Source organism: Bacillus sp. FSL K6-0993 (assembly GCF_037977205.1).
In the GTDB taxonomy this organism is placed as follows: Bacteria; Bacillota; Bacilli; order Bacillales; family Bacillaceae; genus Bacillus; species Bacillus subtilis.
In genome coordinates this window covers 3,897,547-3,922,056 of record NZ_CP150275.1, presented here as the reverse complement: position 1 = coordinate 3,922,056, position 24,510 = coordinate 3,897,547, and the positions used below count along the sequence as shown (strand labels likewise).

The window sequence follows — 24,510 nt, the reverse complement described above, 5'->3', positions numbered from 1 at the left end:
AGTTAGATTGCTATTGTAATAGCGCGACGCAGAAAGCAGGATGGGTTTTTCAGCGATTGCACACGATATCCAGACAGGAGGCAAGCGCCGCTGTCTAACTCTCAATATGTGTTTACTAAGTCGTATTTTTCGCAAGGCATTTTCTAAAGAGCCAGCCGAAAATCAGGCATCATCTTAAAAAACGCCGACAACGAAATGGCTGTATCACAGTCGATGCAAAACCTGACAAAGCAGTTATTACATGTACGCGAATGAAAAACAGAAGTGATGCAAGAAGGAGAAACAGCAAAAGAGTTGAACTATGAAGGAGAGGATATGCAAGCTGCAGTTCTGCGCAAAACAGACAGACATCAGTCTGACTATGTAAGAGAACAGTGAGAAATCACCTATCTGTTTGAATATGAAAACATTCGGCTGTTTTAATAGGCCGGGGTATCTTCATAGAGAAATGTAAGTGTTTAAAATTTAATAAAAAAGAGAGGCGAATTGTTTAGATGTTCAACCGATTGTTCCGTGTATGTTTTCTTGCAGCTCTTATCATGGCCTTCACCCTGCCAAACTCCGCCAATGCACAAAAACCCGTATTTAAAGAAGTCAGCGTCCATGACCCTTCCATCATTGAAACAAATGGCACCTTTTATGTTTTTGGATCTCATCTCGCTTCAGCGAAATCGAATGACCTCATGCAATGGCAGCAGCTGACCACCAGAGTCAGCAACGACAACCCACTTATTCCAAATGTCTATGAAGAATTAAAAGATACCTTCGAATGGGCGCAATCCAATACCCTTTGGGCTGCTGACGTCACGCAGCTGGCGGACGGCAAATACTACATGTACTACAACGCCTGCCGCGGCGACTCGCCAAGATCCGCCATGGGTGTTGCCGTTGCTGACAACATCGAAGGCCCATACAAAAACAAAGGCATCTTTTTGAAATCAGGAATGGAAGGCACAAGCAAGGATGGAACACCGTATGACGCAACCAAACACCCGAATGTCGTCGACCCGCATACCTTCTTTGATAAAGACGGCAAGCTGTGGATGGTGTACGGATCATACTCAGGCGGCATTTTCATACTTGAAATGAACCCGAAAACGGGCTTCCCGCTTCCTGGACAGGGATACGGGAAAAAACTGCTTGGCGGCAACCATAGCAGAATCGAAGGCCCGTATGTTCTCTACAATCCAGACACCAAATACTACTACTTATACCTATCATATGGCGGTCTTGATGCAACAGGCGGCTATAACATCCGTGTGGCCCGCTCCAAGAAACCAGACGGCCCTTACTATGATGCAGAAGGCAATCCAATGCTCGACGTCCGCGGCAAAGAAGGCACATTCTTCGACGACCGTTCCATCGAACCATACGGCGTCAAACTCATGGGCAGCTACACTTTTGAAACAGAAAATGAAAAAGGCACCGGGTACGTCTCACCAGGCCACAACTCCGCATACTATGACGAAAAAACCGGACGCTCCTATTTAATCTTCCACACCCGCTTCCCGGGCAGGGGTGAAGAACACGAAGTCAGAGTCCACCAATTGTTCATGAACAAAGACGGCTGGCCGGTAGCAGCGCCATATCGTTACGCAGGCGAAACACTGAAAGAAGTAAAACAAAATGACATTACAGGAACATACAAAGTCATCCAGCATGGAAAAGATATCTCAGCCGACATCAAACAAACCATCAACATCCAGCTCAACAAAAACCACACCATTTCCGGGGAAATGACCGGAACATGGAAGAAAACCGGAAAAAATACAGCCGACATCACGTTAGCGGGCAAGAAGTATAACGGGGTATTTTTACGCCAGTGGGATTCGGTGAGAGAGAAGAACGTCATGACGTTTAGTGTGTTGAATGGCAACGGTGAGGCTGTATGGGGATCTAAATAAGATGGAGAAGCGCCTTCGTAGGAAGGCGTTTTTTTATGAGCTTTATTGACTATAAGAAACAGTTAAGTGGGAGAAAAAATGGAAATGAAAGAGAGATTAAAGACTTAAACAAAAAGTCCCGCCTATGATTGTTTTCTCCTCTTATAAGGTGATGAGATCGAATTTTTAGCAATTTAGAACCAGTGAAACACCTCTCAAGACAAACCTTTTTACCTATTTATCCAATATGACCCATCATGTAATATGAAAATAGTCTGTATTGTAAAGAATTGACACAGTTTGATAGAAACACGAGGTGTTGCGGCATGCATAGTGAAATGTTGTTACATTCGGTAAAAGCCGACTTACATGAAAAGCAGGAACAGATTCATCAGTTAAAACGAGTGCTGCACGAAATCAGGCAAATCAAACACGAATTCTCCGAGGCCCAGCATCTCATTCACCGGCCTCATCTTAACCGGGAGGCATGGAGAGGAACACATGCTCAGCGGTTTGAAGATATTCGTGAAGGAATGAACAAAGCATATCAGCAAATCAAAAGCGATCAAGTCAGCGGAATCATCGAAAGCATAGAAGGAAAAATCCACTCATTAGAGGGCGATGTCTATTCCATAAGACGCCAAATTACGAGGATAGAGCATGAAATAGAGAAGGAAAAACATAAAAAGTGAGGTGAGCACAAATGGCACAGGAAATTAAAATGGTGTATGGCACAGTGAAGCAAGGGCTTTCTCAGCTCAAGAATTCAGCTGAACTCAAGTCCTCCTTACCCGGCCATCTCTCAGGCAGAAACCATTTGAATGTTGTGAAGTCCATCGAGCAATTAAATAAGGACATCAAAGAGCTCACTGAAGCATATGCGTCTGTTCTGGCCAAGCATATCGCACAAACGGAAAGCGCGGTAAACGCCATGAAGGAAACGGACGAAAACATATCATCTTCCATGAAATAAAGCGCGGGAGGACAAGGGATTGAAAACATTAGATGTCCACGCTCTTCACGAGGGCATTCAGCATACGATTGAGAAACTGGACAAGCAAAAACAACAGCTGGAGAAGCTGGAAAAAAGCGTTGAGCATCTGGCAGGCATGAAGGATGCGCTGAAAGGAAAAGGCGGAGATGCCATCCGGACCTTTTACGAGGAGTGCCACATGCCTTTTCTCCTTTTCTTTGGCATGTTTATCGACGAATACAAAAAAGTGCTGAAACAAACACAGCATGCGATTTCCTCTGTAGAATCTGACTACCATGGCATGATCGCAGAGGCCTTTCTCTCACACGATGCGAGACATGGGGTCAAGCATGCACGAGAAGTGACAGAGCAGCTCACAGACGCAGTCAATCGCCAGACATCAGCCATCGGCCACATCGTCAGCCTGCCGACAGTCAATGATACCTTTTTCCGAATGGAAACAGAACAGGCTGAGCGACTGATTTCAGACACCCTGCATAAGCTCTTTCAATTTGACGGCCAGCAAACCCAAGCACTAGAAGCCGCAAAATCAGATTTTCAAACGATGAAAAAATACATTGACCAGCTCGGAACGATGTACACAGGGCCGAAAATTGAAATCACAGGCTACAAAACCGGCTCTATTTTGAAATCACAGGAAGAAGAAAACATCAACCAAACCTTCGGCGGCATTAACTCTCAAATGAAGCAGCCGGATGATTCACCGATGGAGATGATGCTGAAGAAAATAGAGAAACATAAGCAGTCCAACGTTGATATCGTGATGAAGGATGGCAAACAACAGAAGATCGAGCGTGAGATTCATGCTGATGACAGTAACGTAACTGTATTACAGAAAGAAGCAGCAGCTCACCCGAAAGTCTATGGAGACATACGGGTGATAAATGATAAACTATATAATAATAAAAGATTAAAAAAGATAGATACGATAGAAGTGATTGACGAACTAACTCGCAATACTGCAAGCATCGACTATGTTGGCGGCAAATATTATGTTTATGAAAACGGCCAGATCGTAAGAGAATTCTATGCTGGAGGGAAAAAGCGGCTAGAGGAAGTGTCTTACATACCAGAGGATAAAGTAGGCGGAGCTAAGTCACTGGATTCATTTTTGGCTGGAACGCAGTATGAATTTATTGAGTGGGTAAGCCCTCAGGGTGCTGTTAAAAAATTGGCGGTCCGAGGCGGGAAGCGTGTTGTCACAGATGTGGCTAAACAAGTTACGGAGAAGGAAATTAAGGGTGAAGTTAATAAAGTTGCTTCTAAGGGTACGGGTGAAATTGGTTGGAACATGTCAAAAGGCGGAGGGCAAATAAATGGAAGAAAGTATTCTCAGCATGCTTTGGAAAGAATGGCACCTGATATTCCTGAAGTAAAAGCTACTTTAACAAGTAGAGCAATTAAAAAAGCTGAAGAATTAGGATATAAACCACAAACAAAAGAATTTAGTGATTTTATCAAAAAATATGTTGACCCAAGAAATATTTCACCTTCAGTTATTGAAGACGCTATAATGAATACGAAAAAGATACCTGGTAATAGAAGCGGAACGTTTGTTCATGAAACACAGGATGTCAAAGTAATAATAAATGAAGCAGGCGATGTTATCACAGTTATACCGAAATAATTAATAAAAGGATGAATACAAATGTTTATAAAGTATGATGAATATGATCTATTAGAACTTTTTCAAAGTGAGCCAGTGAGTATAACAGGCAATATAGATGATGGAGAATTAATTTATACTTACAAAGATGACCAAAATTTCAAGGTGATTTTAACTTTAGATGTATATAAGCAAACGTGTAGTCTAAGTATTACATTTAATGATTCTATAGTATTTACAGGTGATTTTAATAATGTAACAAGTATAAAAAAAGATGACAAAGTTATGGTAATGAATGTGGGTCAAGAAGAGAGACTTAAAGTTAAATTTTGCAAACAAGTTGGAGTGGAGTTACTTTAAAATAGCCTTATTTTATTAGAAAGAATATATAAAACAATTATGATATTCTCTCAGATAAATCAGTAGGTGAAGTAGTTGATACTTCTAAATATAATGTTATTGTTATCATACCTTGACTGGCTATATGCCTTTCAAGGTTTTTTAATAAAAATAATCTTTTATAAAGCTAATTCATAAACCCTTTCTCCTTTTCTTTGGCATGTTTATCGACGAATACAAAAAAGTGCTGAAACAAACACATCATACGATTTCCTCTGTAGAATCTGACTCTCACGGCATGATTGCAGAGGCTTTTCTCTTGAGGAGGATATACATGGAATATGATCCTTTAATAAAAGCGTTAAAAGAGTATAAAGATAGTGACTTGATAATAGAGTGGGATAGTGGATTAAAGATTATTGGTGAACCAGACACACTCTTTGAAACAGACAATGGGTTGGATGACGATGATGTGAATTTTATCGAGTATTATGCAGTTACATTTCAAGTAAATGATATTTTAGCTCATCCTACTAGTGAAGAAAGTAGTTTATATAATTGGTTAATACAAAAGAAAGGTTCATTAGTTGAAATTTCACTTTATGATGATCCGCCAAGTGCAGTTTTTTTAACTGACGGAGAAAGTGTATGGAAAAGGGATAGTCAAAAATAAAACATATACCTTGATGGGCTGAATTGCCTTTCAAGGTTTTTACTTTTTATATTAAATCAGCTGATATTTGTGAAAAGCGAATTGAAAATGATTAGTTTGAGAATCGAGAGCTCATGATGGTAGTACCTTCAAGGAGTATCGATTTTTAACACTTTGAGGAACTGAACATGAACGAGAAAGGGGCGAGATGACATTTTACATGACAGGGTAGTTATATCTTGGAGTAACTAATGAAACTAACGAGTTCGTACAAGCTCGTGGCGATAAATATTGAGTAACGTAAAAGAGTTCTTAACTATTAGCAAGAGATATGGAGATAATAAAAAAGCACAGGAATTGCTTGATAAGTATGCAGGGAAAGGCGATTTCTTAAAAAATGGCAGGGAAAGAGTAGACTTTGGAAAACCAATAGGAAAATATTATGATCGTAATACTGGTGAATATGTTGAGACTACTAAAGGATTAATACATTATGGAAAAGACGGAGCGCATATAGTACCATCTAGGCCATAAAAATAAGAAAAGAGGGATCGTATGGGCTATGATTCTTTAATTGAAACTTTAATAAAATATGAAAATAATGACTTGATACTAGAATGGACAAGTGGGTTAAGGATTATTGGAGAACTAGATACTGTTTTTGAAACAGACAATGGATTGGACGAAGATGATAATAATTATACAGAATATGATGCAGCTGCATTTAAAGTAAATAAAATATTATCCAAACCGATTCAGAATGAAGGAAACGTATATAATTGGTTGAGACAAGAAAAAAGTTCATTGGTTGAAATCTCTCTCTATGATGATCCACCAAGTACAGTTTTATTAACTGATGGTCAAAGAGTGTGGAAAAGCGATAATTAAATTAACAAATTTTAAATTGGGGCCTTGAAATTGGTTAAAACCTTTCAAGGTTCTTTTAGGTTGCAAACACATCACCTATTATGTTTGGGAAATACTCATTATATTGCTTGTGTTAACTCACACCATCTACCGGTGAATAAGAAATAACGGAGATAGTATATTGCTCAAATATAAATATGCAATTGAATATATAGATGATTATGATGAAGTCATTTTGGATTTGGAAAAGGAGAAAATACTTAAAAATGGTTACCTTATTAGTAATTCGTTAGGATCTGATATATTTAGTGATTTCGATAGCATAAAGGAAGAAATTGATCAATTATTAAAAGTATTGTCTGGGGAATTACCAATATTCGAAAGTGGCGGGAATTTAAATTTAATTAATTCTGATAAACATAAAACAGTGATTGAAGATATTTTCGCAGATGAAGATGAAGGAGATTGTATATGCACAATAGAGACGGTGGAATATACCAAGATCATTTTAATCTGGGCAATAGAAAGTATTAAGTACAAAAACAAAAGAGGCGTTCTATCAGCAGAAGAAGCTGATGAAAGAATAGGTTGGATAAAAGAAAAGTGGAGTGAATTGAATTTTACTAATTGAGGAATAAACAGTGGCGGTATACATTTTATTACTAAAAGAATATGAAGATAATGAAACTGTGGTTTACAAATTGGGGCCTCATGAAAATACTATGGGCAAAATGAAATTAAATAAAATAATTAGGAAGTTTTCAGAGTTAGAAGAAATTCCTGATAAAGATCTCCCGTCAACATTTTATTTTGATCGAGCTGTACAAAGATTAGCAGTTTGTTTAGAAAGAGAAGAGGTTGTATTTCCAGAAAAAACGGCTTTTGAGTCTTAGCAATAATAAAACCTTGATTGGCAACACCCCCTTTCAAGGTGTTAATCTGTATTCAATATAATAAAAAACAAAGAGGTTCTCCTATGATATATAATGCATTTGTTAAAGGGCTTGATTCACATATAGAAGAGGAAGTGATTCTCGAAATAGAAGGGATAGAATTTACAGGTTTTTCCTCTGTCTGTCCTTATGAAATTGAAGTAGGGAAAAAATATCCTGTGTTAGTTGGTTTTACGATTTTGGATGAGTTAGTTATTCGTGAAAGTATAGAAAAAACAAAAGAATTAGAACAAATTGGTTTAGGATATCAATATTATATTAGGGGAATTTTGCAAGAGGATTCAATTGATGCTGGAATCGTTCTTACTGATGAAGATGAGTATTTTTCTGAATATCCTCATTTAATTGGGGAACATGTTGAGATAAAAGTTGACAGGATAAGCGTAGAATTTTTAAGAGATTCTGTTTAAATATAAAAAGTGAAGAAGATAGATGAGAAATTTTTATTGAGAAAAATAAATGAATCATTATTAATCATCCAGATTGTTTTCCCCCTAGCAGGAATAGTTCTAACTATCATGACAATCTGGTTAGCAAATGCCAATCAAGTTCACGATATAGAGTTATATGTGATTGCTGGTTTATCATATGGTATATTTTTCTTTGTGTTCCCTTTAGGTATTTATATATTCAGGAAAAGAGTACTTATAAAAAAATTAAATGATATAGACGGATATAAATAGAGTTTCTAAAGTGGCATACACTTAAAGAACCATTGATCTTCTATAACTTATTAGATGATGAATGATTTAAACATTTACCATAAAATGAAATATATATAGGATATTAATCCTATTATTTTTCCCTAAAAGAAGCGAAATGATATGTTATCGATCAATAAGCAAGATGACCCGGTTTTTCAGTTTTTAGCTGGAACATTCCATCAAGATATTGAAACTCCTGATGACGCTATACAAGAGTTATTAACAGAGGAAAGTAAAGAATATTTGGAGGATGCTATTGTCTTTTTAACGGATTTTATTGAAAGTGAGCATTCAGAAAATGAGCAAAACGATTACATTCAATCTTGCGCAGATGGCGTGTATTTTCCTGCGTTTAATTTAGAACCAATAGATTGGCTAAAGAATATAATAGTACAGATAAAGAAGTCTTTAAAAAAAATTTAAACGGTAACGATTCTTAACCTTGATTGGAAAAATGCCTTTCAAGGTTTTTTTTTATTGAAGTTAAAGTTCAAACCTTTATGATTACTTTTGTTCTAGAAACGATAGTCAAAACCTAAAAATGAAAGCGTTGACATCCTGAAAATCTAGTGCTAAAGTATACCTACAAACAAATAAAACGACCCGTCAGGATTGTTACTGCGAAAGCAGGCAAAACCTAAATGGTGCAGGTGCAGGAGGAGACTCTCGCAATCTGTGTCATTTAGGTTTTTTTTATTCTCTTTTAGGAGGTGATGCAGCATTTGATAGAAAAAAAGCTGGTGAAAGGCGGCCACCTTTCTTCCAGCAGTCCCCCCATAAAAAGGAGGTATATACATGGATTATGATAAATTATCGAAGGACATATTACAACTCGTAGGCGGTGAAGACAACGTTCAGCGCGTGATTCACTGCATGACGAGGCTGCGTTTTAATCTTCATGACAATTCGAAGGCGGATCGCAGTCAGTTGGAGCAGCTGCCTGGAGTGATGGGCACCAATATCAGCGGCGAGCAGTTTCAAATCATTATCGGAAACGATGTGCCGAAGGTGTATCAGGCAATTGTGCGGCATAGCAATCTCAGTGATGAGAGGAGCGCTGGTTCATCCTCTCAGAAAAAGAATGTGCTGAGTGCGGTCTTTGATGTGATTTCCGGTGTGTTTACCCCGATTCTGCCTGCGATTGCGGGAGCGGGGATGATCAAAGGGCTTGTTGCGCTGGCAGTTACGTTTGGCTGGATGGCGGAGAAGAGCCAGGGCCATGTCATTTTGACGGCTGTCGGTGACGGCGCGTTCTACTTCCTGCCGCTCCTGCTAGCGATGAGTGCGGCGAGAAAATTCGGAAGCAATCCGTACGTAGCGGCTGCCATTGCGGCTGCGATCCTGCATCCGGATTTGACAGCCCTGCTCGGTGCGGGGAAACCGATTTCCTTTATCGGGCTTCCTGTAACCGCTGCCACTTATTCGTCAACGGTCATCCCGATTTTGCTGGCGATTTGGATTGCTTCATACGTGGAAAAATGGATTGACCGTTTCACACACGCGTCTCTCAAATTGATTGTGGTTCCGACATTCACACTATTGATTGTCGTCCCGCTGACATTGATTACAGTCGGTCCGCTTGGCGCTATTTTAGGAGAATACTTGTCTTCTGGGGTCAATTATTTGTTTGATCATGCAGGGCTGGTGGCGATGATTTTGCTGGCTGGTACATTCTCTTTAATCATTATGACGGGCATGCACTATGCCTTTGTGCCGATCATGATCAACAACATCGCTCAAAACGGCCACGATTATTTACTGCCGGCTATGTTTTTGGCGAATATGGGGCAGGCGGGAGCATCATTTGCCGTCTTCCTTCGCTCCAGAAACAAAAAATTTAAATCACTCGCGCTTACCACAAGCATCACGGCACTGATGGGGATCACAGAACCTGCGATGTATGGCGTGAATATGCGATTGAAAAAGCCGTTTGCGGCCGCTTTGATTGGCGGTGCAGCCGGTGGCGCGTTTTACGGCATGACGGGTGTTGCTTCCTATATCGTCGGAGGGAATGCAGGTCTCCCGAGCATCCCTGTCTTTATCGGCCCAACGTTTATTTACGCGATGATCGGCCTTGTGATTGCGTTTGCGGCGGGAACAGCAGCTGCGTATTTGCTTGGATTCGAGGATGTGCCTTCTGACGGCAGCCAGCAGCCGGCAGTGCATGAAGGCAGCAGAGAGATCATTCACAGCCCGATTAAGGGAGAAGTGAAAGCATTAAGTGAAGTCAAAGACGGAGTGTTTTCTGCCGGGATCATGGGAAAAGGATTCGCCATTGAGCCTGAAGAAGGAGAAGTTGTGTCACCTGTTCATGGAAGCGTTACCACCATTTTTAAAACAAAACACGCAATTGGCATTACGAGTGATCAGGGAGCTGAAATACTCATACACATTGGATTGGACACGGTAAAGCTGGAGGGACAATGGTTCACGGCTCACGTCAAAGAAGGCGACAAGGTCGCACCGGGAGATCCGCTCGTGTCCTTTGATCTGGAGCAAATCAAAGCCGCGGGATATGACGTCATTACCCCGGTGATCGTGACCAACACAGACCAATATTCATTTTCGCCGGTAAAAGAGATCGGTAAAGTGCAGATAAAAGAAGCGCTGCTTGCTTTATCTTGAAAAAACTAATGGGGTGATCAATATGAGTTCAAACGCAAAACGATTTCCAGAAGGATTTTTATGGGGCGGCGCAGTTGCTGCCAACCAAGTGGAGGGTGCTTATAACGAGGGTGGTAAGGGGCTTTCGACAGCTGACGTATCGCCGAACGGGATCATGTCTCCATTTGATGAATCAATGACTTCCTTGAATCTGTATCACAACGGGATTGACTTTTATCATCGTTATAAAGAGGATATCGCCTTATTTGCAGAAATGGGATTTAAGGCGTTCCGTACATCGATTGCGTGGACGAGAATTTTTCCGAATGGCGATGAAGAGGAGCCCAATGAAGAAGGCCTCAGCTTTTATGATGATCTGTTTGATGAGCTGTTAAGGCATCATATTGAGCCTGTCGTAACCATCTCTCATTATGAAATGCCGCTCGGTTTAGTGAAAAATTACGGCGGCTGGAAGAATCGCAAAGTCATAGAGTTTTATGAACGCTATGCCAAAACGGTTTTCAAACGCTATCAACACAAAGTGAAGTATTGGATGACGTTTAATGAAATTAACGTGGTGCTCCATGCGCCATTTACCGGAGGCGGCCTTGTTTTTGAAGAAGGAGAAAACAAATTAAACGCGATGTACCAGGCGGCACACCACCAATTTGTGGCCAGTGCTCTTGCTGTCAAAGCAGGCCACGACATCATTCCTGATTCGAAAATCGGCTGTATGATAGCGGCAACGACAACCTATCCGATGACTTCTAAGCCGGAGGATGTCTTCGCGGCAATGGAGAATGAGCGCAAAACACTTTTCTTCTCAGATGTTCAGGCAAGAGGCGCATACCCGGGATATATGAAACGCTATCTGGCAGAAAACAATATTGAAATTGAAATGGCTGAAGGCGATGAAGAGCTCTTGAAAGAACATACGGTGGATTATATTGGATTCAGCTACTACATGTCGATGGCGGCGAGCACAGATCCGGAAGAGCTTGCAAAATCAGGGGGCAACCTGCTGGGCGGAGTCAAAAACCCTTACCTCAAATCATCAGAATGGGGCTGGCAAATTGATCCGAAAGGCTTGCGCATCACGCTCAACACCTTATACGACCGTTATCAGAAGCCGCTGTTCATTGTTGAAAATGGCCTTGGCGCTGTAGACAAGGTTGAAGAGGACGGCACGATTCAGGACGATTACAGAATCAACTATCTGCGTGATCATTTAATTGAAGCGCGCGAAGCCATTGCGGACGGCGTTGAATTAATCGGATACACATCATGGGGGCCAATTGACCTTGTCAGCGCATCTACCGCGGAAATGAAAAAACGCTACGGCTTCATTTATGTGGACCGGGACAATGAGGGAAATGGAACATTTACTCGCATCAAGAAAAAAAGCTTCAACTGGTATCAGCAGGTTATCGCCACAAACGGAGAGAGTCTCTGACAATTTTTTGAAAACTCATGCGCTTCAATTGACAATAACGAAATGCAGGCGGACAATAAAAGAGAAAGATGAACCACCCACAGTCCGAAAGGCGGGAAGAGCATGTTTAACAAAATGTTAGTAGCGATTGACGGATCAGACATGAGTGCAAAAGCGCTTGATGCCGCGGTGCATTTGGCAAAAGAGCAACAAGCGGAACTAAGCATTCTTCATGTGGGGAGAGAAGCCGTCGTCACGACTTCTTCTCTGACGGGAATTGTCTATGTGCCTGAACACTTTATTGATGAAATCAGGAACGAGGTTAAAAAAGAGGGCCTGAAAATCCTTGAGAATGCAAAAGAAAAAGCAGCCGAAAAAGGCGTTCAAGCTGAAACCATTTACGCGAATGGCGAGCCGGCGCATGAGATACTAAATCACGCAAAAGAGAAAGGCGTCAGCCTGATTGTAGTCGGAAGCCGGGGGATCAGCGGCCTGAAAGAAATGATGCTTGGAAGCGTCAGCCATAAAGTGTCTCAATTATCAACATGCCCGGTTTTAATTGTTCGATAGATTTGTAAAAAAAGCGCCCTCGGGCGCTTTTTTCTATTTAGAATAGAAGTGTTATAATATCCACATGTAAAAAAGAGGAATTCCATGTGTAGATTTCTGAATTTATAAAAAACAGTTTATGCTATGCAGTACTGGAGGTAGAATACGTTTGATGCAACAGGATCTTTCCGTATCGTCAAAACAAAAATCAACAGCCGTAATCAAAATGGTCATCTCTATGGTGATTTTCGGCTCCATCGGCTTTTTCTCAGAGCATACCAATCTGCCGTCATTTGAATTGGTCTTTGTCCGCTGCCTTTGCGCGACGCTGTTTTTAGGCCTTTGCTGGCTGGGGTCCGGCCAGTATAAAACTGAAAAATGGAGCAAGAGAGACGTGCTGCAAACATTGGCGTGCGGTTTCTTTCTTGTATTCAACTGGGTGTTTTTATTTAAGTCTTTTGAAGAAACGTCCGTTACAATTGCCATCTCCGTTTATCATCTAGCGCCGGTGCTTGTTCTTCTTCTGGGGAGCTTCTTCTACAGAGAGAAATTAAATGTGATCTCCGTCAGCTCCATTATCATCTGCTTTCTGGGAACTGCGCTGATTTCCGGGATTAACGGCAGCACTTCATTGACACAGCTGATGGGATCAGGGATCATATGGGCAGTTCTCGCCGCATTGTTTTATGCGTTCACCACTTTATTGGGAAAAGGCATTCACAATCTCAGTCCTTACACGACCACCTTCTTGCAGACGGGTTTAGGGGTTATCATCCTGATTCCGTTTATTCACTTTGGCGCTTTTGCTGATCTATCTCAGGGAAACTGGATTATGGTGGTATCTACCGGCATCATCCATACGGGTATTGTATATTTGTTGTTTTTTGACAGTTTGCGATTTTTATCAACGAAATTTATTTCAATCATTGTATTTCTCGACCCCGCTGTCGCGATCGTGCTCGATACCGTCTTCACAGGCTTCCGCCCTGACCTCTATCAAACGCTTGGCATCGTGCTGATCTTTGCGGGCATGGCCTTGACGCTTGTCAGGAGGCAGGTGAAGGCGAATGTGACAGCTGAGGGTACGGATATTGAACAAATGCAATAATGGAAAATGTAAAAAGGCCTATGCGGCCTTTTTTTGATTCTTAAAATAACATAAACATTCCAGAAAAATATTGTAATCCTATTCCAATGAAGCTAACATGTTAAATCAATAATACAGTTATTTCAAATTATTGGTGCGGAAAAAAGGCTTTCTCAATTAGTAAAAGGAAAAGTGAATGTACTATTTTGATGAAATATCAACTCTTAATGACTATGATGGGCTTGAAAAAGAATATAAAACAATAGAGCATACAATATATTGAAAACTTACTTGGTATCAAAAAACGATAGTAATGATTATATATACTCTAATTTAAAAACTAATACTTTATTTAATCATAAAAATTTCTTTTATGAAAACATAAGCAGAAGAATATAAAAATGCAATTGTTGTTAATGAGTATAACATTTTACTAAAAAAGACGTTAGTTAAAGGATATATTGAGCAGAGTTTATTTAACAGAAAAAACACTTGTTAAAGATTTACTGAATGTTGTCTTCTAACGTATAGAAATAATAGACTCCGAGATTATAAGAATAGGGTCAAGAAACAGAGAAAATATTCTAAATAACATTTAACAAGTATTAAATAAATTGTTTGGATCTTCAAAGCGAATAATAGAATTCATTCGGTAGAGGATCTTTTACCGAATTGTCTGTTGATCATCTGATTGCTCAGCAGGCTTTAATAAAATAAATAGAATTGTCGGTATACCAAACGAATATTGAGTGCCTGGTGATCAAATTGAGCGAGACAAATCTAATAGAATGCATAAATAAAATCAAAAGTGTCTTAAATGGACAAACAATAAGAGAAGAAGTGTCAGATTGGGCTGGAACTTATGTTCATGCGGATGACCCCGAAGTAGAAGATGATAGAGTCTGGAGTATGTTAATCCTTCTAAGCGGGATTGATTTGAAAGATTCTCCTGAAACTTATTTGCATTCAACAGATGATTTAAATGATTGGATCAAACAATATACGGAGTAATTTGTTTTCTGCTTGGTGGCAAGGCGTTATTGATTAAAAAGAAGCAGGGGATGACAATGTATCAAACGATTAATGAATGGGTTGATTATATAGATGAGGGGTGCAGTGTCCTTCATTTAGATTTTAATGTGTTTAAAAAAGAACTCTTAATTGAGATTCAGGTTGTTCAAAATAAAGCTGAATATACGCATAATATTATATTTCAAAATGTTGCTTCTGTTTATTTTAATGGAGGTGACGGTGATATAAGATTGGAAAAAATAGATCCGGAAGAATACAATTGGCAAGTGTTTGAGATGAGTTACCATCCAGAAGGAATCGGGAATCTATCAAATTCTATAATTCCGGAGTATCAATCAAATGCTAACTTTCTTATTGACATGAACAGAATGCTGATTGCTATAGAAGCTGAAACAGTTCGCTTTGATGATCAATCGTTTTATGCATACCAATTAAACACTAAATGATTTAAAGCTGAATTGGAAAGTAGATTTATCCCAAAACGATTAATGAAACTAGGCTGTCCGTTACTAATAGCTAATAAATGCATAATTATCACTTCATTTCTAACCTGGGAGCATAACCAATGAAAAAATTAAAAATGAATAAAATCATCAACATGGACACCCAAGATTGTTTTTTCCATGCCGATGCACAGGGGCGTGTCTACATTGGAAAAGGTGAGAGAGGTGATATCACTATTTCAATCTATGATCCTTCCGGTGACGTTCGGGATTTTAGAGTGAAAGAGCAGATTGCATACAGCGATATTCAGCTCTTTCAACAATGTGCAGATGGCTATGTCTTCGTTTATTACGAATCGTATGAGCCGAAGGTAAAGGTTTTTTCAGAAGAGGGAAGGGTGAAAAGTGCTTTTCACTTACCTTCAGGGGTTTCCTGCTGTCTTTTGGATGAGAAACAAAACCTTTGGGTGGGTTTAAATGATGAAGGCATTTATGATAATGGGAATCCTGACGGCCATAGTGTGTGGTGTTTTACGTTAGATGGTCAGCAGAAGGAAATACACATTGATAGAAAGCTCGAAGAAATGGATGCGCCGGCTGTAGATGATTGTTATGGACTTGCAGAAAAAAACGGCGTGATTTATATGCTGTATTACGGAGATGCAGTCATTGCCGCATTTGATGAAACGGTTGTGAGACGGGTGTGGATTCTGTCGGATAAAGAGCCGGACTCAGAAGCATTTGATCAGCTCGCGATATCCGAAGAAGGTTTTTTGGTTGGGTCGTTCAATTGTTACAGTGCAGACCTTAAGTCGTCTCTTTATTTGATTTCTGCCGATGTGAGTCAAGAGATGGAAGAGATAACATGTTGTGATTCGAATGGTGAAGCCCTAGACGTTCAACAGCTGAAACTAACGAGTAATGCTGTTTACGCAGTGACCTCTTCTGGTGTTTATAAGCAGGATATCCAATAAGGTATAGGGATGAGATTATGATGAATTGGCACGCTTTAAGTCAGACAAAACAAGAACGCATATGGTCAGAAGTGAACAAGCTCATAAAATGGAAGCCCGGAAGCAGATGTCATCACATCATCCCGCCTGATCCATATCGAGTGTTATATATATCAAGCAGGATGAGCGGTAAAGCCAGTAATGATGATGTTGTCAGAGTGCTGAATGATTTAGAGACTTCGATTTTAAAAGCATTTCAATCATGTACTGGAAAGCACGATGTGATGTACGCATTAGACTGGTAGCATGACGGATATATGTTTAGCCCTCATCAGGCAATGACTCAGGATGAATTTGGCGAATGGCCTGTTCCCGTATTTCCAAATGGAGACTATTATTTCTTTTTTCATCAGGACTTCTCTTGGGGACTTTTGGGAGACCCGTGGAAATTGACAATCACTGTGTTTGGTGAAGAGCTGTTGGAGGCGATAGATAATGATCCGCCTATCCTGTTTCAAAATAGATGAGTGTTCTGAAAAACGGAGGTGAAACATGGGCTTTTGGGAAGAAAAATATAAAAATAAAAAGATATTCGTAAGTGATGATGGTTTGGATATTTGTCACGACGCCATCGAAGATTTTCACGCTGTGTTCCTGGAACAATTGGATCGCAAGCCTACTCTAAATGAATTTGTTTATACTCTCTTTCAGGTATTAAAATCAGACGGCGATTCATTTTTTAAAGAATTAGAAGGAAAACAAGTCACTGACATCAACCTAAAGATGAAAAAAAGAACTACTTTAAGTGAAGTTAGGCCTGGTGTGGTCATTGAAATTCCTTTACGGCAAATCAATCAGTTTACATATGCATTAGTGGTAAAAGGAGATTTAGCAACAGATAAAAATGATGATCTTCTCATTCAGTATTTTGATATTTTTACAGATCAACGCTTGAGTAAAAAAGAAATTTCTCTCATGATGGCTGAAAAGCAAAGAACCCTATTTATTGCGAATACAGGATATACAGGCTTTCTTCAGGGGAATTGGAATGTTGTTTCCAAGGTGCCGGTAGATTTGATGAAGAAATTTGATCATTCTGCTATAACATTTGTCATGTATGAAGATGGAAAATACCTCATTAGCCAAGACGATTCATTAACTGCAGAGAGTGATTTAATAGAGGTTGATGAAAAACGGGGGAAGACCTTTAGCAATCCGATTGGGCTATTTGGTCACCTTAGTATTGAGGATATTCTTTATCAATATTTCAAGGGAACCTCGATGGAGGAATTGATCAAGTATGAGTTGTAAAAAGGGCTTTTATTAGTGGGGAGGTTGAGGTACACATGAGCAGGTATTGTCTGGAATGTGCAAATTCTGAACTTTTTCTCTTAAATGATTTTTTCAAACCATTCCCCCTACATATCACTGAGTATCATTGGGTTATTGGCGATATTTTGAATATGATGGATGTATCCGAGGATAAGGATCATTGGAACGATATCATTGGCGAGCGTGAAGACTATCTTTTTATCACAGGTGAGGAATTTCATCGTATATTAAATGAATTTGAGATTTATGTGATATTTTCTATTTTAACTGCTGTGCCTAAAGAGACGTTACTGTATGATTTAACTCAAATTCCGTTTGTTGAAGGGAATGCTGACTTTTATGAATATAATTATATCTCCCCTGTGAAAGAATGTATTTTCGAAGTCGGTTTCTTTGATTCAACAGATATTATATTTACAGTGACCGATGAAAACATAGAAAGAATGTTGAAGGATTCTTTTCCTGACTTGAAGCCTTACTGTGAGTATGGAGTATAGAGACGCTATTAACGGAGGAATCAAAATTGAGTATTTCAGGAGCTACTCCTATTTTGTTTCAGCATATCAAGAAATGGCGTTTTTATCGAGAAACAGATCACGTGCTTGGTGCCATTTATACGATTGAGTTAGCAGCTGTTTATCATTCACGTACGATTGTTGTCATATTCAAAGACGTTTCAGTCGTTACGATACGAGAAATCGAAACCCTATCGAATCTATCAGATGGACTTCTCCATATTGAAATGCAACCGCAAGGCACGTACCTTGTGGAAGAATGGGAAGAGCAGACATTCCGCTTTTATTGCCGGCAATATGAGGTGATGGAAGGTGAATAGGGTGAGGAGAGGATCAACGTGCTTCAAAAGCTGAAAAAAAGACAGCAAGAGATTGAAGAAAAGCCGTACCCTGATGAATTGTACGGCTTTGAAGCGGAAATCTATGAGTTTTTTATGCTAGTTGATGGCAGTTTGGATTATGTACTGGCGAATAAAAGGATGTCCGGGCATCAGCGGCGTTCGTTGGAGAAAAGCTTTTTTGAGCTGTATCCTGACATACTTCCGGATATGATCAAAAACGATAAGGATCTGTATCATCACATTCTCTTGTATGAACAAGTCAGACAAGAGATTTGCGTTGCGCTATCCAACTGATAAGGGGAAGATTTTATGGAAATAACCTCTATAAGCAGTATTGGCAATTTGGACATGATCGATCTTAAGTCTGGCCAAGTTGTTACGTCATACGAACTTGAAGATGCAGAGTCGTTTTATCGTTTTTGGGAGGGGCTTGCCTACGATCGAATCATGATACAGGTAATAACGACTGGTTCATTTATAGAAGACCTGTCCGAGTATTTTGAAGGTCATGCTTACAAGGTGACAAAACTGGCGAAACCAGAGTTCCATTTTCAATCCATATTACAGAGAGCAGACCGGGATATTGCAGGTTTTCTATTTCTGTTAGCTTCCATCAATGATGATGTTTTTCTAATCACTGATCCTCAACCGGATAAAAACTATTTTTCCGAAGGCAAACTCCAGTGCCTAACGGACTCAGGCGAACGGATCATGTGGTTTGAATACGATGCTGTAGACATCTATATGGTTGGCGGTAACTAAGAATAGGAGGAATTCATTTGAATATCACACAATACGAGAAATTGAAAAAGCATCTTTCTGATGCGGATACAGGTCCATTTACATTAAACGAGTTTTCTTTCTATATGAAAGAAGATGATCGTTATATTCAAATTCCTGTGTTTGAATGAAAACGATCTGCTCAAACCTGTGACATTCATTTGCGGTTTGAAGACATTAGTGCATCAAAGCTGGATGACCTTGAATCCATCGATGCGGTTGAGTTGTAGATTGAACCGACTGACGATCAATGGGAAAGACTCCGTTATTATGTGTATGATCAAGAAGATCAGATGAGTTTCTATTGCGGAGGTTGGGATGTGATCAAGTGTGACAAGAAGTCACACTGATTGTCCCCACTTTCCAAGCGTTCTTGCTTTTGTTGCCGCATATGTCACGAGAAATGGAAAAGTCACAACCAGGAAAGCCAAAGGCACCCAATTTGATAATCCGGTTACATAATGGAGTGCAATTGACAAGAGAGTCAGGAAGCTCAAGGTGCAGGTTACGTTTCGAACGTCTTTTTCGCTTCTTTTATATTTCTCTCTCATGGTGGATTGATCACTGTATATCGGCGAAGTCCCGGGCTCAGCCGAAAAGATATGCATACCTTGTGAAGAGCAAACATGTTCCCATCCGGCCGTTTCAAACATCACGGTGTATTCCGCCAAGCTTTCTTCCTCAACATCATGATAATCAATACTGTAGATCAATTTCCGCGGCTCAGCTTTTCTAAGCTTATACCCCATAAACGCAAAAGAATCGAGTACCCAGCCTTTGCTGGCCATATCACTTAGTCTCTTCATATCCTTTTCTTCTGAAAAGGCCAATCCTTCAGACATCATAAATTTTTTCTGTTTCATGACTAATCCCCTTTCAATTGTTGAAAAGCACGTTGACCGTGTTCAGCCATCACTTTTCTGCGCTGAATTTCTTGTTTGAGTAGTTCTTGGCCGTGCAAGGTGGTTTGGTACACTTTGCGGCGTGGGTTGTCATTGTTGACAAGCTCAATGATCCCTTCTTGCAGTAATTTCTTTAACAATGTATATAAGGTAGCCGGGCCGATCGTAAAGGAGTCATCGGTCATGTCCTCAATCTCCTGCATGATCGAATATCCGTGTTTTGGCTCCAGCAAGGTTAAGACAATATAATAGGCTGGATCGGTAAGCTGATCCATTTCCTGCGGACGCTGCTTTGGCAAGCGGTCACCTCATTTCTTATATCAACTAATGATATATCACTTATTGATATAATAAAATCTTCCTTTTTGTTTGTCAACGCAATTTTTTTCTTCCTTCAGTCATCATAAAGAAACAATCATCGAGTATGCATTAATGTATGCGTTTTCATAGAGGGGGAGTCTTGATGAAAAAATGGATGGCAACGGTTTTTGTGATGATGCTGATGATGTGTTTTGGCGGGATTGAGGGTGTGAAGGCGGCAGAGCCGAAGGTGTATCAGTTTGATTTTGGAAGCGGTTCGGTTGAGCCTGGTTACATAGGCGTCAGGGCATCTGACCGTTATGATCTGTCAAAGGGCTACGGTTTTCAGACACCGGAGAATATGAGGGATGTGGCGGCATCCGGGACTGGTGTGAAGAGTGATGCGGTTCAGTTTTTAGCGTATGGGACGAAAAGCAATAACACGTTTAATGTGGATCTCCCGAATGGCCTTTATGAGGTGAAGGTGACGCTTGGCAATACGGCAAGGGCCAGTGTGGCGGCGGAGGGCGTGTTTCAGGTCATTAATATGACAGGGGATGGCGCGGAGGATACGTTCCAAATTCCTGTCACCGACGGGCAGCTGAATCTGCTGGTGACAGAGGGGAAAGCTGGCACCGCTTTTACGCTTAGCGCCTTGAAAATAAAGAAATTGTCTGATCAGCCGGTGACGAACCGAACCATTTATGTCGGCGGCGACTCGACGGTGTGCAATTATTATCCGCTCAACAGCAGCAAGCAGGCGGGCTGGGGGCAGATGCTGCCTCACTATATCGATAAACATACCTTTCAAGTGAGAAACATGGCGTCCGGCGGGCAGATCGCGAGAGGATTCAGAAATGATGGACAGCTTGAGGCGATCCTGAAGTACATCAAGCCGGGAGATTATTTTATGTTGCAGCTTGGCATTAATGACACAAATCCAAAGCATAATGAATCTGAAGCGGAGTTTAAAGAGATGATGCGTGATATGATTCGTCAGGTGAAAGCGAAAGGAGCCGACGTCATCCTATCAACGCCTCAGGGCCGGGCGACCGATTTTACTTCTGAAGGCATCCATTCGTCTGTAAACAGATGGTACAGGGCCTCTATTTTAGCTTTGGCCGAAGAGGAAAAAACACATCTCATTGACTTAAATGTCCTCAGCTCGGCATACTTTACATCGATCGGTCCGGAAAGAACACTCGGGCTTTATATGGATGGAGACACGCTGCACCCGAACCGCGCTGGGGCCGACGCACTGGCACGATTGGCTGTTCAGGAGCTAAAACGCCAGGGAATCGATGGCTTTTAATACACATTTTTCGACAAAACACATATGCCTTCGTCAATTAGAGTATAATGAGAACATCTGCAAGAGACAGGAGTTTATACATGAGTCATTTTAAAAACTATCAAATCAGTCATGACATTTTACGAGCATTGGAAGGACTGGGATATACAGAACCGACCAAGGTGCAGCAGAGTGTGATCCCCGCTGCTCTTGAACGAAAGGATCTTGTCGTCAAATCACAGACGGGAAGCGGGAAAACAGCTTCGTTCGGGATTCCTCTCTGTGAGCTGGCGGATTGGGATGAAAACAGGCCGCAGGCGCTTATTTTAACTCCAACCCGTGAGCTTGCGGTGCAAGTAAAGGAAGATATCACGAACATCGGACGATTTAAACGGATCAAAGCGACAGCCGTATTTGGAAAATCCTCCTTTGATAAACAAAAAGCTGAGCTTAAGCAAAAAAGCCACATTGTTGTCGGCACGCCGGGACGTGTTCTGGATCATATCGAAAAAGGCACGCTGCCGTTGGATCGTCTCTCTTATTTGGTCATTGATGAAGCGGATGAGATGCTGAATATGGGCTTCATTGAGCAGGTGGAGGCGATTATCAAGCATCTTCCGACTGAGCGCACGACGATGCTGTTTTCGGCGACGCTTCCGCAGGATATCGAGAAGCTGAGCCGTCAATATATGCAGAACCCCGAGCATATCGAAATCAAAGCGGCCGGGCTTACCACAAGAAATATTGAACATGCGGTGATTCAAGTAAGAGAAGAGAATAAGTTTTCATTGCTGAAAGATGTGCTGATGACGGAGAATCCCGACAGCTGCATCATTTTCTGCCGAACGAAGGAGCACGTCAATCAGCTGACCGATGAATTGGATGACTTAGGATATCCATGCGATAAAATTCACGGCGGAATGATTCAGGAAGACCGATTCGACGTCATGAATGAATTTAAACGTGGCGAGTACCGTTACTTAGTCGCGACGGATGTCGCCGCGCGCGGGATTGATATTGAAAATATCTCCCTTGTCATCAACTATGATCTGCCGCTTGAAAAGGAAAGCTATGTCCACCGCACGGGCCGAACGGGACGCGCAGGGAACAAAGGAAAGGCCATTTCGTTTGTCACGGCCTTCGAAAAACGGTTTTTAGCCGACATTGAAGAATATATCGGATTTGAAATCCAAAAAATAGAAGCACCTTCTCAAGAGGAAGTGGCAAGGAAGAAACCAGAATTTCTAGCTAAAATGAATGACCGTCCGGAAAGCAAAAAGGACAAAAGCGAAGAGCTGAATAAAGACATTATGAAGCTGTATTTTAACGGCGGAAAGAAAAAGAAAATCAGAGCCGTTGATTTTGTAGGAACGATTGCCAAAATAGACGGTGTGTCAGCTGACGACATCGGCATCATCACGATCATGGATAACGCCTCATACGTTGAGATTTTAAATGGTAAAGGCCCTCATGTTCTCAAAGTGATGAAGAACACAACCGTCAAAGGGAAAAAGCTGAAGGTGAATAAAGCGAATAAATGATGAATGACCTGCTCCCAGTTAAAGGGGCAGGTCATTTTGCTGCTGGCTGACATCGGCGCTGGTCTCCTCCGGAACAAAGGCAAGAATCACAATGCCAATTACAAACAGAATGATCAGACTGAACACCGCAGTTGAGGATTTCCCGGTCAGCTGGGCGGTCACGGCAATAAGCAGCGGCCCCATAATTGAGGCGAATTTACCGAAAATGTTGTAAAAACCGAAGAATTCATTAGCGTGGCGCTTTGGCACAAGCTTGGCGAAATAGGAACGGCTTAGGGCTTGAATACCGCCTTGCGAGGTGGCGACAAGCATAGCCAGTATCCAGAAATCAAGCGTTGTCTCCATAAAATAGGCATACACGCAGACGATCATATAAATGACGATCCCGACGTACAGCATGGTCTTCCCCGTGAAGCGTTCTGCCAGTTTTCCGTATACAATCGAAAACGGCGCGGCGACCACCTGAGTGACAAATAGGATGATCAGGAGGCTTGAGGAGCCGATCCCTAAATCTGATCCATAGGATGTCGACATCGTAATAATAGTGCCGACTCCGTCGATATAAAAGAAATAAGCGAGCAAGAAGAGGAAAAGTGCCCGGTATTGTCTGATCCGTTTCATCGTTTGGCCGAGCCGCTTAAAGCTGTTGATGACAATATGAGGTTCTTTTTTGATGTAATAGCGTTGATGGACATGTTTAATCATTGGGATGGTGAACAGCCCCCACCAGGCAGCCGTTATGAAAAAGGACAGCTGGCTTGCGGCCGATACAGACACTGGAATAGTCTCTGCTTGTGCGAGCAGGATGACAGCAATACTGATGATAAATGGAATCGTGCTTCCAATGTATCCTAAGCCAAAACCCCGTGCCGAGACGAGATTCATCCGCTTCTCAGGCGTGACGTCAACGAGAAAGGCATCATAAAACACATTGGCGCCGGAAAAACCGATAGCCGATATCGTATAAAACAGCAACAATAGCAGCCAATGTTCACTAGGGATAAAGGCGAGCATCGCGGTGCTGGCGACACCGACTGACACAAAGAAACCGAAGAACTTTTTCTTGCACCCTTCATAGTCGGCGATTGTGCCTAAAATAGGGCCGAGCATCGCAAGAATAAACGTTGAAATCGCAATGGTATAGCCCAGATAGGCAGTCGATTGAGCGGCGCTGACACCGCTTTCCGCAGCTGCTGATTTATAAAATAACGGAAATACCGCGGTGGTCACTACAATTGAGTAAGCAGAATTTGCCCAGTCATATAACACCCAGCTGTTTTCTTGTTTCGTAAAACGTTTCATCATCAGAGCCCCTCTCCGGTAACGATACTTCTATTGTACGAGAAATGGGCCTGAAAAGAATGGAATGCACGTCAATTTTTACAAAATATTTATGTTTTTTCGCTTCAA

At 41.1% G+C, this 24,510-nt stretch carries 30 protein-coding genes and 4 pseudogenes; 31 read left to right on the top strand and 3 right to left on the bottom strand.

Features of this window, described 5'->3' with window-relative positions; all coding sequences use genetic code 11:
- The first annotated feature begins 195 nt into the window (after window positions 1-195).
- The 29 genes and pseudogenes from MHH79_RS20320 to MHH79_RS20180 all read left to right on the top strand — a co-directional run bounded on the left by MHH79_RS20320 (window position 196) and on the right by MHH79_RS20180 (window position 19,197).
- Window positions 196-359: pseudogene (locus tag MHH79_RS20320) on the top strand (hypothetical protein).
- Between the two features lie 135 nt (window positions 360-494).
- Window positions 495-1,904, top strand: a complete 1,410-nt coding sequence (gene abnB / locus MHH79_RS20315) for an arabinan endo-1,5-alpha-L-arabinosidase AbnB (protein ID WP_100506000.1) — start codon at window positions 495-497, stop codon at window positions 1,902-1,904.
- A 305-nt stretch (window positions 1,905-2,209) separates the two neighbouring features.
- Entirely contained in the window at window positions 2,210-2,575 is a 366-nt protein-coding gene (locus MHH79_RS20310; protein ID WP_003218945.1) for a DUF5082 family protein, read from the top strand.
- A gap of 11 nt (window positions 2,576-2,586) precedes the next feature.
- Window positions 2,587-2,856, top strand: a complete 270-nt coding sequence (locus MHH79_RS20305) for a YwqI/YxiC family protein (protein WP_003218942.1) — start codon at window positions 2,587-2,589, stop codon at window positions 2,854-2,856.
- A gap of 19 nt (window positions 2,857-2,875) precedes the next feature.
- The gene (locus MHH79_RS20300; RefSeq protein WP_340034871.1) at window positions 2,876-4,504 is read left to right on the top strand and encodes a T7SS effector LXG polymorphic toxin; all 1,629 of its coding nucleotides are present in this window, start codon (window positions 2,876-2,878) and stop codon (window positions 4,502-4,504) included.
- Between the two features lie 21 nt (window positions 4,505-4,525).
- Window positions 4,526-4,843, top strand: coding sequence for a hypothetical protein (locus MHH79_RS20295; RefSeq protein WP_041519597.1), 318 nt, complete (start codon window positions 4,526-4,528; stop codon window positions 4,841-4,843).
- Between the two features lie 144 nt (window positions 4,844-4,987).
- Window positions 4,988-5,141 (top strand): annotated as a pseudogene (locus MHH79_RS20290) (T7SS effector LXG polymorphic toxin); the annotation flags it as partial.
- A gap of 15 nt (window positions 5,142-5,156) precedes the next feature.
- A complete protein-coding gene (locus MHH79_RS20285) occupies window positions 5,157-5,495 on the top strand; it encodes a hypothetical protein (RefSeq protein ID WP_014478445.1) in 339 nt (112 codons plus the stop codon).
- Window positions 5,496-5,765: 270 nt separating this feature from the next.
- Complete coding sequence (locus tag MHH79_RS20280; protein ID WP_250503690.1) at window positions 5,766-6,008, top strand: polymorphic toxin type 50 domain-containing protein; 243 nt, start codon at window positions 5,766-5,768, stop codon at window positions 6,006-6,008.
- A gap of 21 nt (window positions 6,009-6,029) precedes the next feature.
- Window positions 6,030-6,362, top strand: coding sequence for a hypothetical protein (locus MHH79_RS20275; protein WP_003218937.1), 333 nt, complete (start codon window positions 6,030-6,032; stop codon window positions 6,360-6,362).
- A 160-nt stretch (window positions 6,363-6,522) separates the two neighbouring features.
- Complete coding sequence (locus tag MHH79_RS20270; RefSeq protein WP_340034870.1) at window positions 6,523-6,972, top strand: hypothetical protein; 450 nt, start codon at window positions 6,523-6,525, stop codon at window positions 6,970-6,972.
- Between the two features lie 10 nt (window positions 6,973-6,982).
- Window positions 6,983-7,234, top strand: coding sequence for a hypothetical protein (locus MHH79_RS20265; protein ID WP_131228263.1), 252 nt, complete (start codon window positions 6,983-6,985; stop codon window positions 7,232-7,234).
- 83 nt (window positions 7,235-7,317) lie between these two features.
- A complete protein-coding gene (locus MHH79_RS20260; protein WP_340034869.1) occupies window positions 7,318-7,704 on the top strand; it encodes a hypothetical protein in 387 nt (128 codons plus the stop codon).
- 414 nt (window positions 7,705-8,118) lie between these two features.
- On the top strand, window positions 8,119-8,421 hold the full coding sequence (locus MHH79_RS20255; RefSeq protein ID WP_340034868.1) for a contact-dependent growth inhibition system immunity protein: 303 nt from the start codon (window positions 8,119-8,121) through the stop codon (window positions 8,419-8,421).
- A 372-nt stretch (window positions 8,422-8,793) separates the two neighbouring features.
- Window positions 8,794-10,623: a PTS beta-glucoside transporter subunit IIABC gene (bglP, locus tag MHH79_RS20250; RefSeq protein WP_100505998.1), complete on the top strand. Its 1,830-nt coding sequence runs from the start codon at window positions 8,794-8,796 to the stop codon at window positions 10,621-10,623.
- A 22-nt stretch (window positions 10,624-10,645) separates the two neighbouring features.
- Window positions 10,646-12,055, top strand: a complete 1,410-nt coding sequence (gene bglH / locus MHH79_RS20245; protein WP_063335949.1) for an aryl-phospho-beta-d-glucosidase — start codon at window positions 10,646-10,648, stop codon at window positions 12,053-12,055.
- 102 nt (window positions 12,056-12,157) lie between these two features.
- Window positions 12,158-12,604 (top strand): universal stress protein, encoded by a 447-nt coding sequence (locus tag MHH79_RS20240; protein WP_003227162.1) that lies wholly within the window; start codon window positions 12,158-12,160, stop codon window positions 12,602-12,604.
- A gap of 151 nt (window positions 12,605-12,755) precedes the next feature.
- Window positions 12,756-13,691: a DMT family transporter gene (locus tag MHH79_RS20235; protein WP_251217879.1), complete on the top strand. Its 936-nt coding sequence runs from the start codon at window positions 12,756-12,758 to the stop codon at window positions 13,689-13,691.
- 696 nt (window positions 13,692-14,387) lie between these two features.
- Complete coding sequence (locus tag MHH79_RS20230; RefSeq protein ID WP_251217878.1) at window positions 14,388-14,681, top strand: DNA-binding protein; 294 nt, start codon at window positions 14,388-14,390, stop codon at window positions 14,679-14,681.
- A gap of 50 nt (window positions 14,682-14,731) precedes the next feature.
- Window positions 14,732-15,148, top strand: coding sequence for a hypothetical protein (locus MHH79_RS20225; RefSeq protein ID WP_063336302.1), 417 nt, complete (start codon window positions 14,732-14,734; stop codon window positions 15,146-15,148).
- A gap of 119 nt (window positions 15,149-15,267) precedes the next feature.
- Window positions 15,268-15,594: pseudogene (locus MHH79_RS20220) on the top strand (DNA-binding protein); the annotation flags it as partial.
- Window positions 15,595-15,666: 72 nt separating this feature from the next.
- Complete coding sequence (locus MHH79_RS20215; protein WP_100506073.1) at window positions 15,667-16,119, top strand: hypothetical protein; 453 nt, start codon at window positions 15,667-15,669, stop codon at window positions 16,117-16,119.
- A gap of 17 nt (window positions 16,120-16,136) precedes the next feature.
- Window positions 16,137-16,625 (top strand): annotated as a pseudogene (locus MHH79_RS20210) (DUF2716 domain-containing protein).
- A gap of 25 nt (window positions 16,626-16,650) precedes the next feature.
- Complete coding sequence (locus MHH79_RS20205) at window positions 16,651-17,409, top strand: Imm26 family immunity protein (RefSeq protein WP_063336300.1); 759 nt, start codon at window positions 16,651-16,653, stop codon at window positions 17,407-17,409.
- 35 nt (window positions 17,410-17,444) lie between these two features.
- The gene (locus MHH79_RS20200; protein WP_063336299.1) at window positions 17,445-17,927 is read left to right on the top strand and encodes a hypothetical protein; all 483 of its coding nucleotides are present in this window, start codon (window positions 17,445-17,447) and stop codon (window positions 17,925-17,927) included.
- Window positions 17,928-17,953: 26 nt separating this feature from the next.
- On the top strand, window positions 17,954-18,265 hold the full coding sequence (locus MHH79_RS20195; RefSeq protein WP_251217818.1) for a hypothetical protein: 312 nt from the start codon (window positions 17,954-17,956) through the stop codon (window positions 18,263-18,265).
- Window positions 18,266-18,283: 18 nt separating this feature from the next.
- The gene (locus tag MHH79_RS20190; protein WP_100505993.1) at window positions 18,284-18,580 is read left to right on the top strand and encodes a YxiJ family protein; all 297 of its coding nucleotides are present in this window, start codon (window positions 18,284-18,286) and stop codon (window positions 18,578-18,580) included.
- Window positions 18,581-18,595: 15 nt separating this feature from the next.
- Window positions 18,596-19,048, top strand: coding sequence for a hypothetical protein (locus MHH79_RS20185; protein WP_047183429.1), 453 nt, complete (start codon window positions 18,596-18,598; stop codon window positions 19,046-19,048).
- A 17-nt stretch (window positions 19,049-19,065) separates the two neighbouring features.
- A complete protein-coding gene (locus tag MHH79_RS20180; RefSeq protein WP_100505992.1) occupies window positions 19,066-19,197 on the top strand; it encodes a hypothetical protein in 132 nt (43 codons plus the stop codon).
- Between the two features lie 210 nt (window positions 19,198-19,407).
- Here MHH79_RS20180 and MHH79_RS20175 read toward each other — a convergent pair whose 3' ends face one another.
- Both MHH79_RS20175 and MHH79_RS20170 read right to left on the bottom strand, forming a co-directional pair.
- Window positions 19,408-19,929 (bottom strand): DUF2812 domain-containing protein, encoded by a 522-nt coding sequence (locus MHH79_RS20175; protein ID WP_063336295.1) that lies wholly within the window; start codon window positions 19,927-19,929, stop codon window positions 19,408-19,410.
- 2 nt (window positions 19,930-19,931) lie between these two features.
- A complete protein-coding gene (locus tag MHH79_RS20170) occupies window positions 19,932-20,267 on the bottom strand; it encodes a PadR family transcriptional regulator (protein WP_063336294.1) in 336 nt (111 codons plus the stop codon).
- Between the two features lie 164 nt (window positions 20,268-20,431).
- Between MHH79_RS20170 and MHH79_RS20165 the strand changes: the two genes are divergently transcribed.
- Complete coding sequence (locus MHH79_RS20165) at window positions 20,432-21,580, top strand: GDSL-type esterase/lipase family protein (protein WP_063336293.1); 1,149 nt, start codon at window positions 20,432-20,434, stop codon at window positions 21,578-21,580.
- An 80-nt stretch (window positions 21,581-21,660) separates the two neighbouring features.
- The gene (gene dbpA, locus MHH79_RS20160; RefSeq protein WP_100505991.1) at window positions 21,661-23,100 is read left to right on the top strand and encodes an ATP-dependent RNA helicase DbpA; all 1,440 of its coding nucleotides are present in this window, start codon (window positions 21,661-21,663) and stop codon (window positions 23,098-23,100) included.
- Window positions 23,101-23,118: 18 nt separating this feature from the next.
- On the opposite strand, the gene MHH79_RS20155 is transcribed toward dbpA, so the two are convergent.
- Window positions 23,119-24,405: an MFS transporter gene (locus MHH79_RS20155; RefSeq protein WP_080529972.1), complete on the bottom strand. Its 1,287-nt coding sequence runs from the start codon at window positions 24,403-24,405 to the stop codon at window positions 23,119-23,121.
- Between the last annotated feature and the right edge of the window lie 105 nt (window positions 24,406-24,510).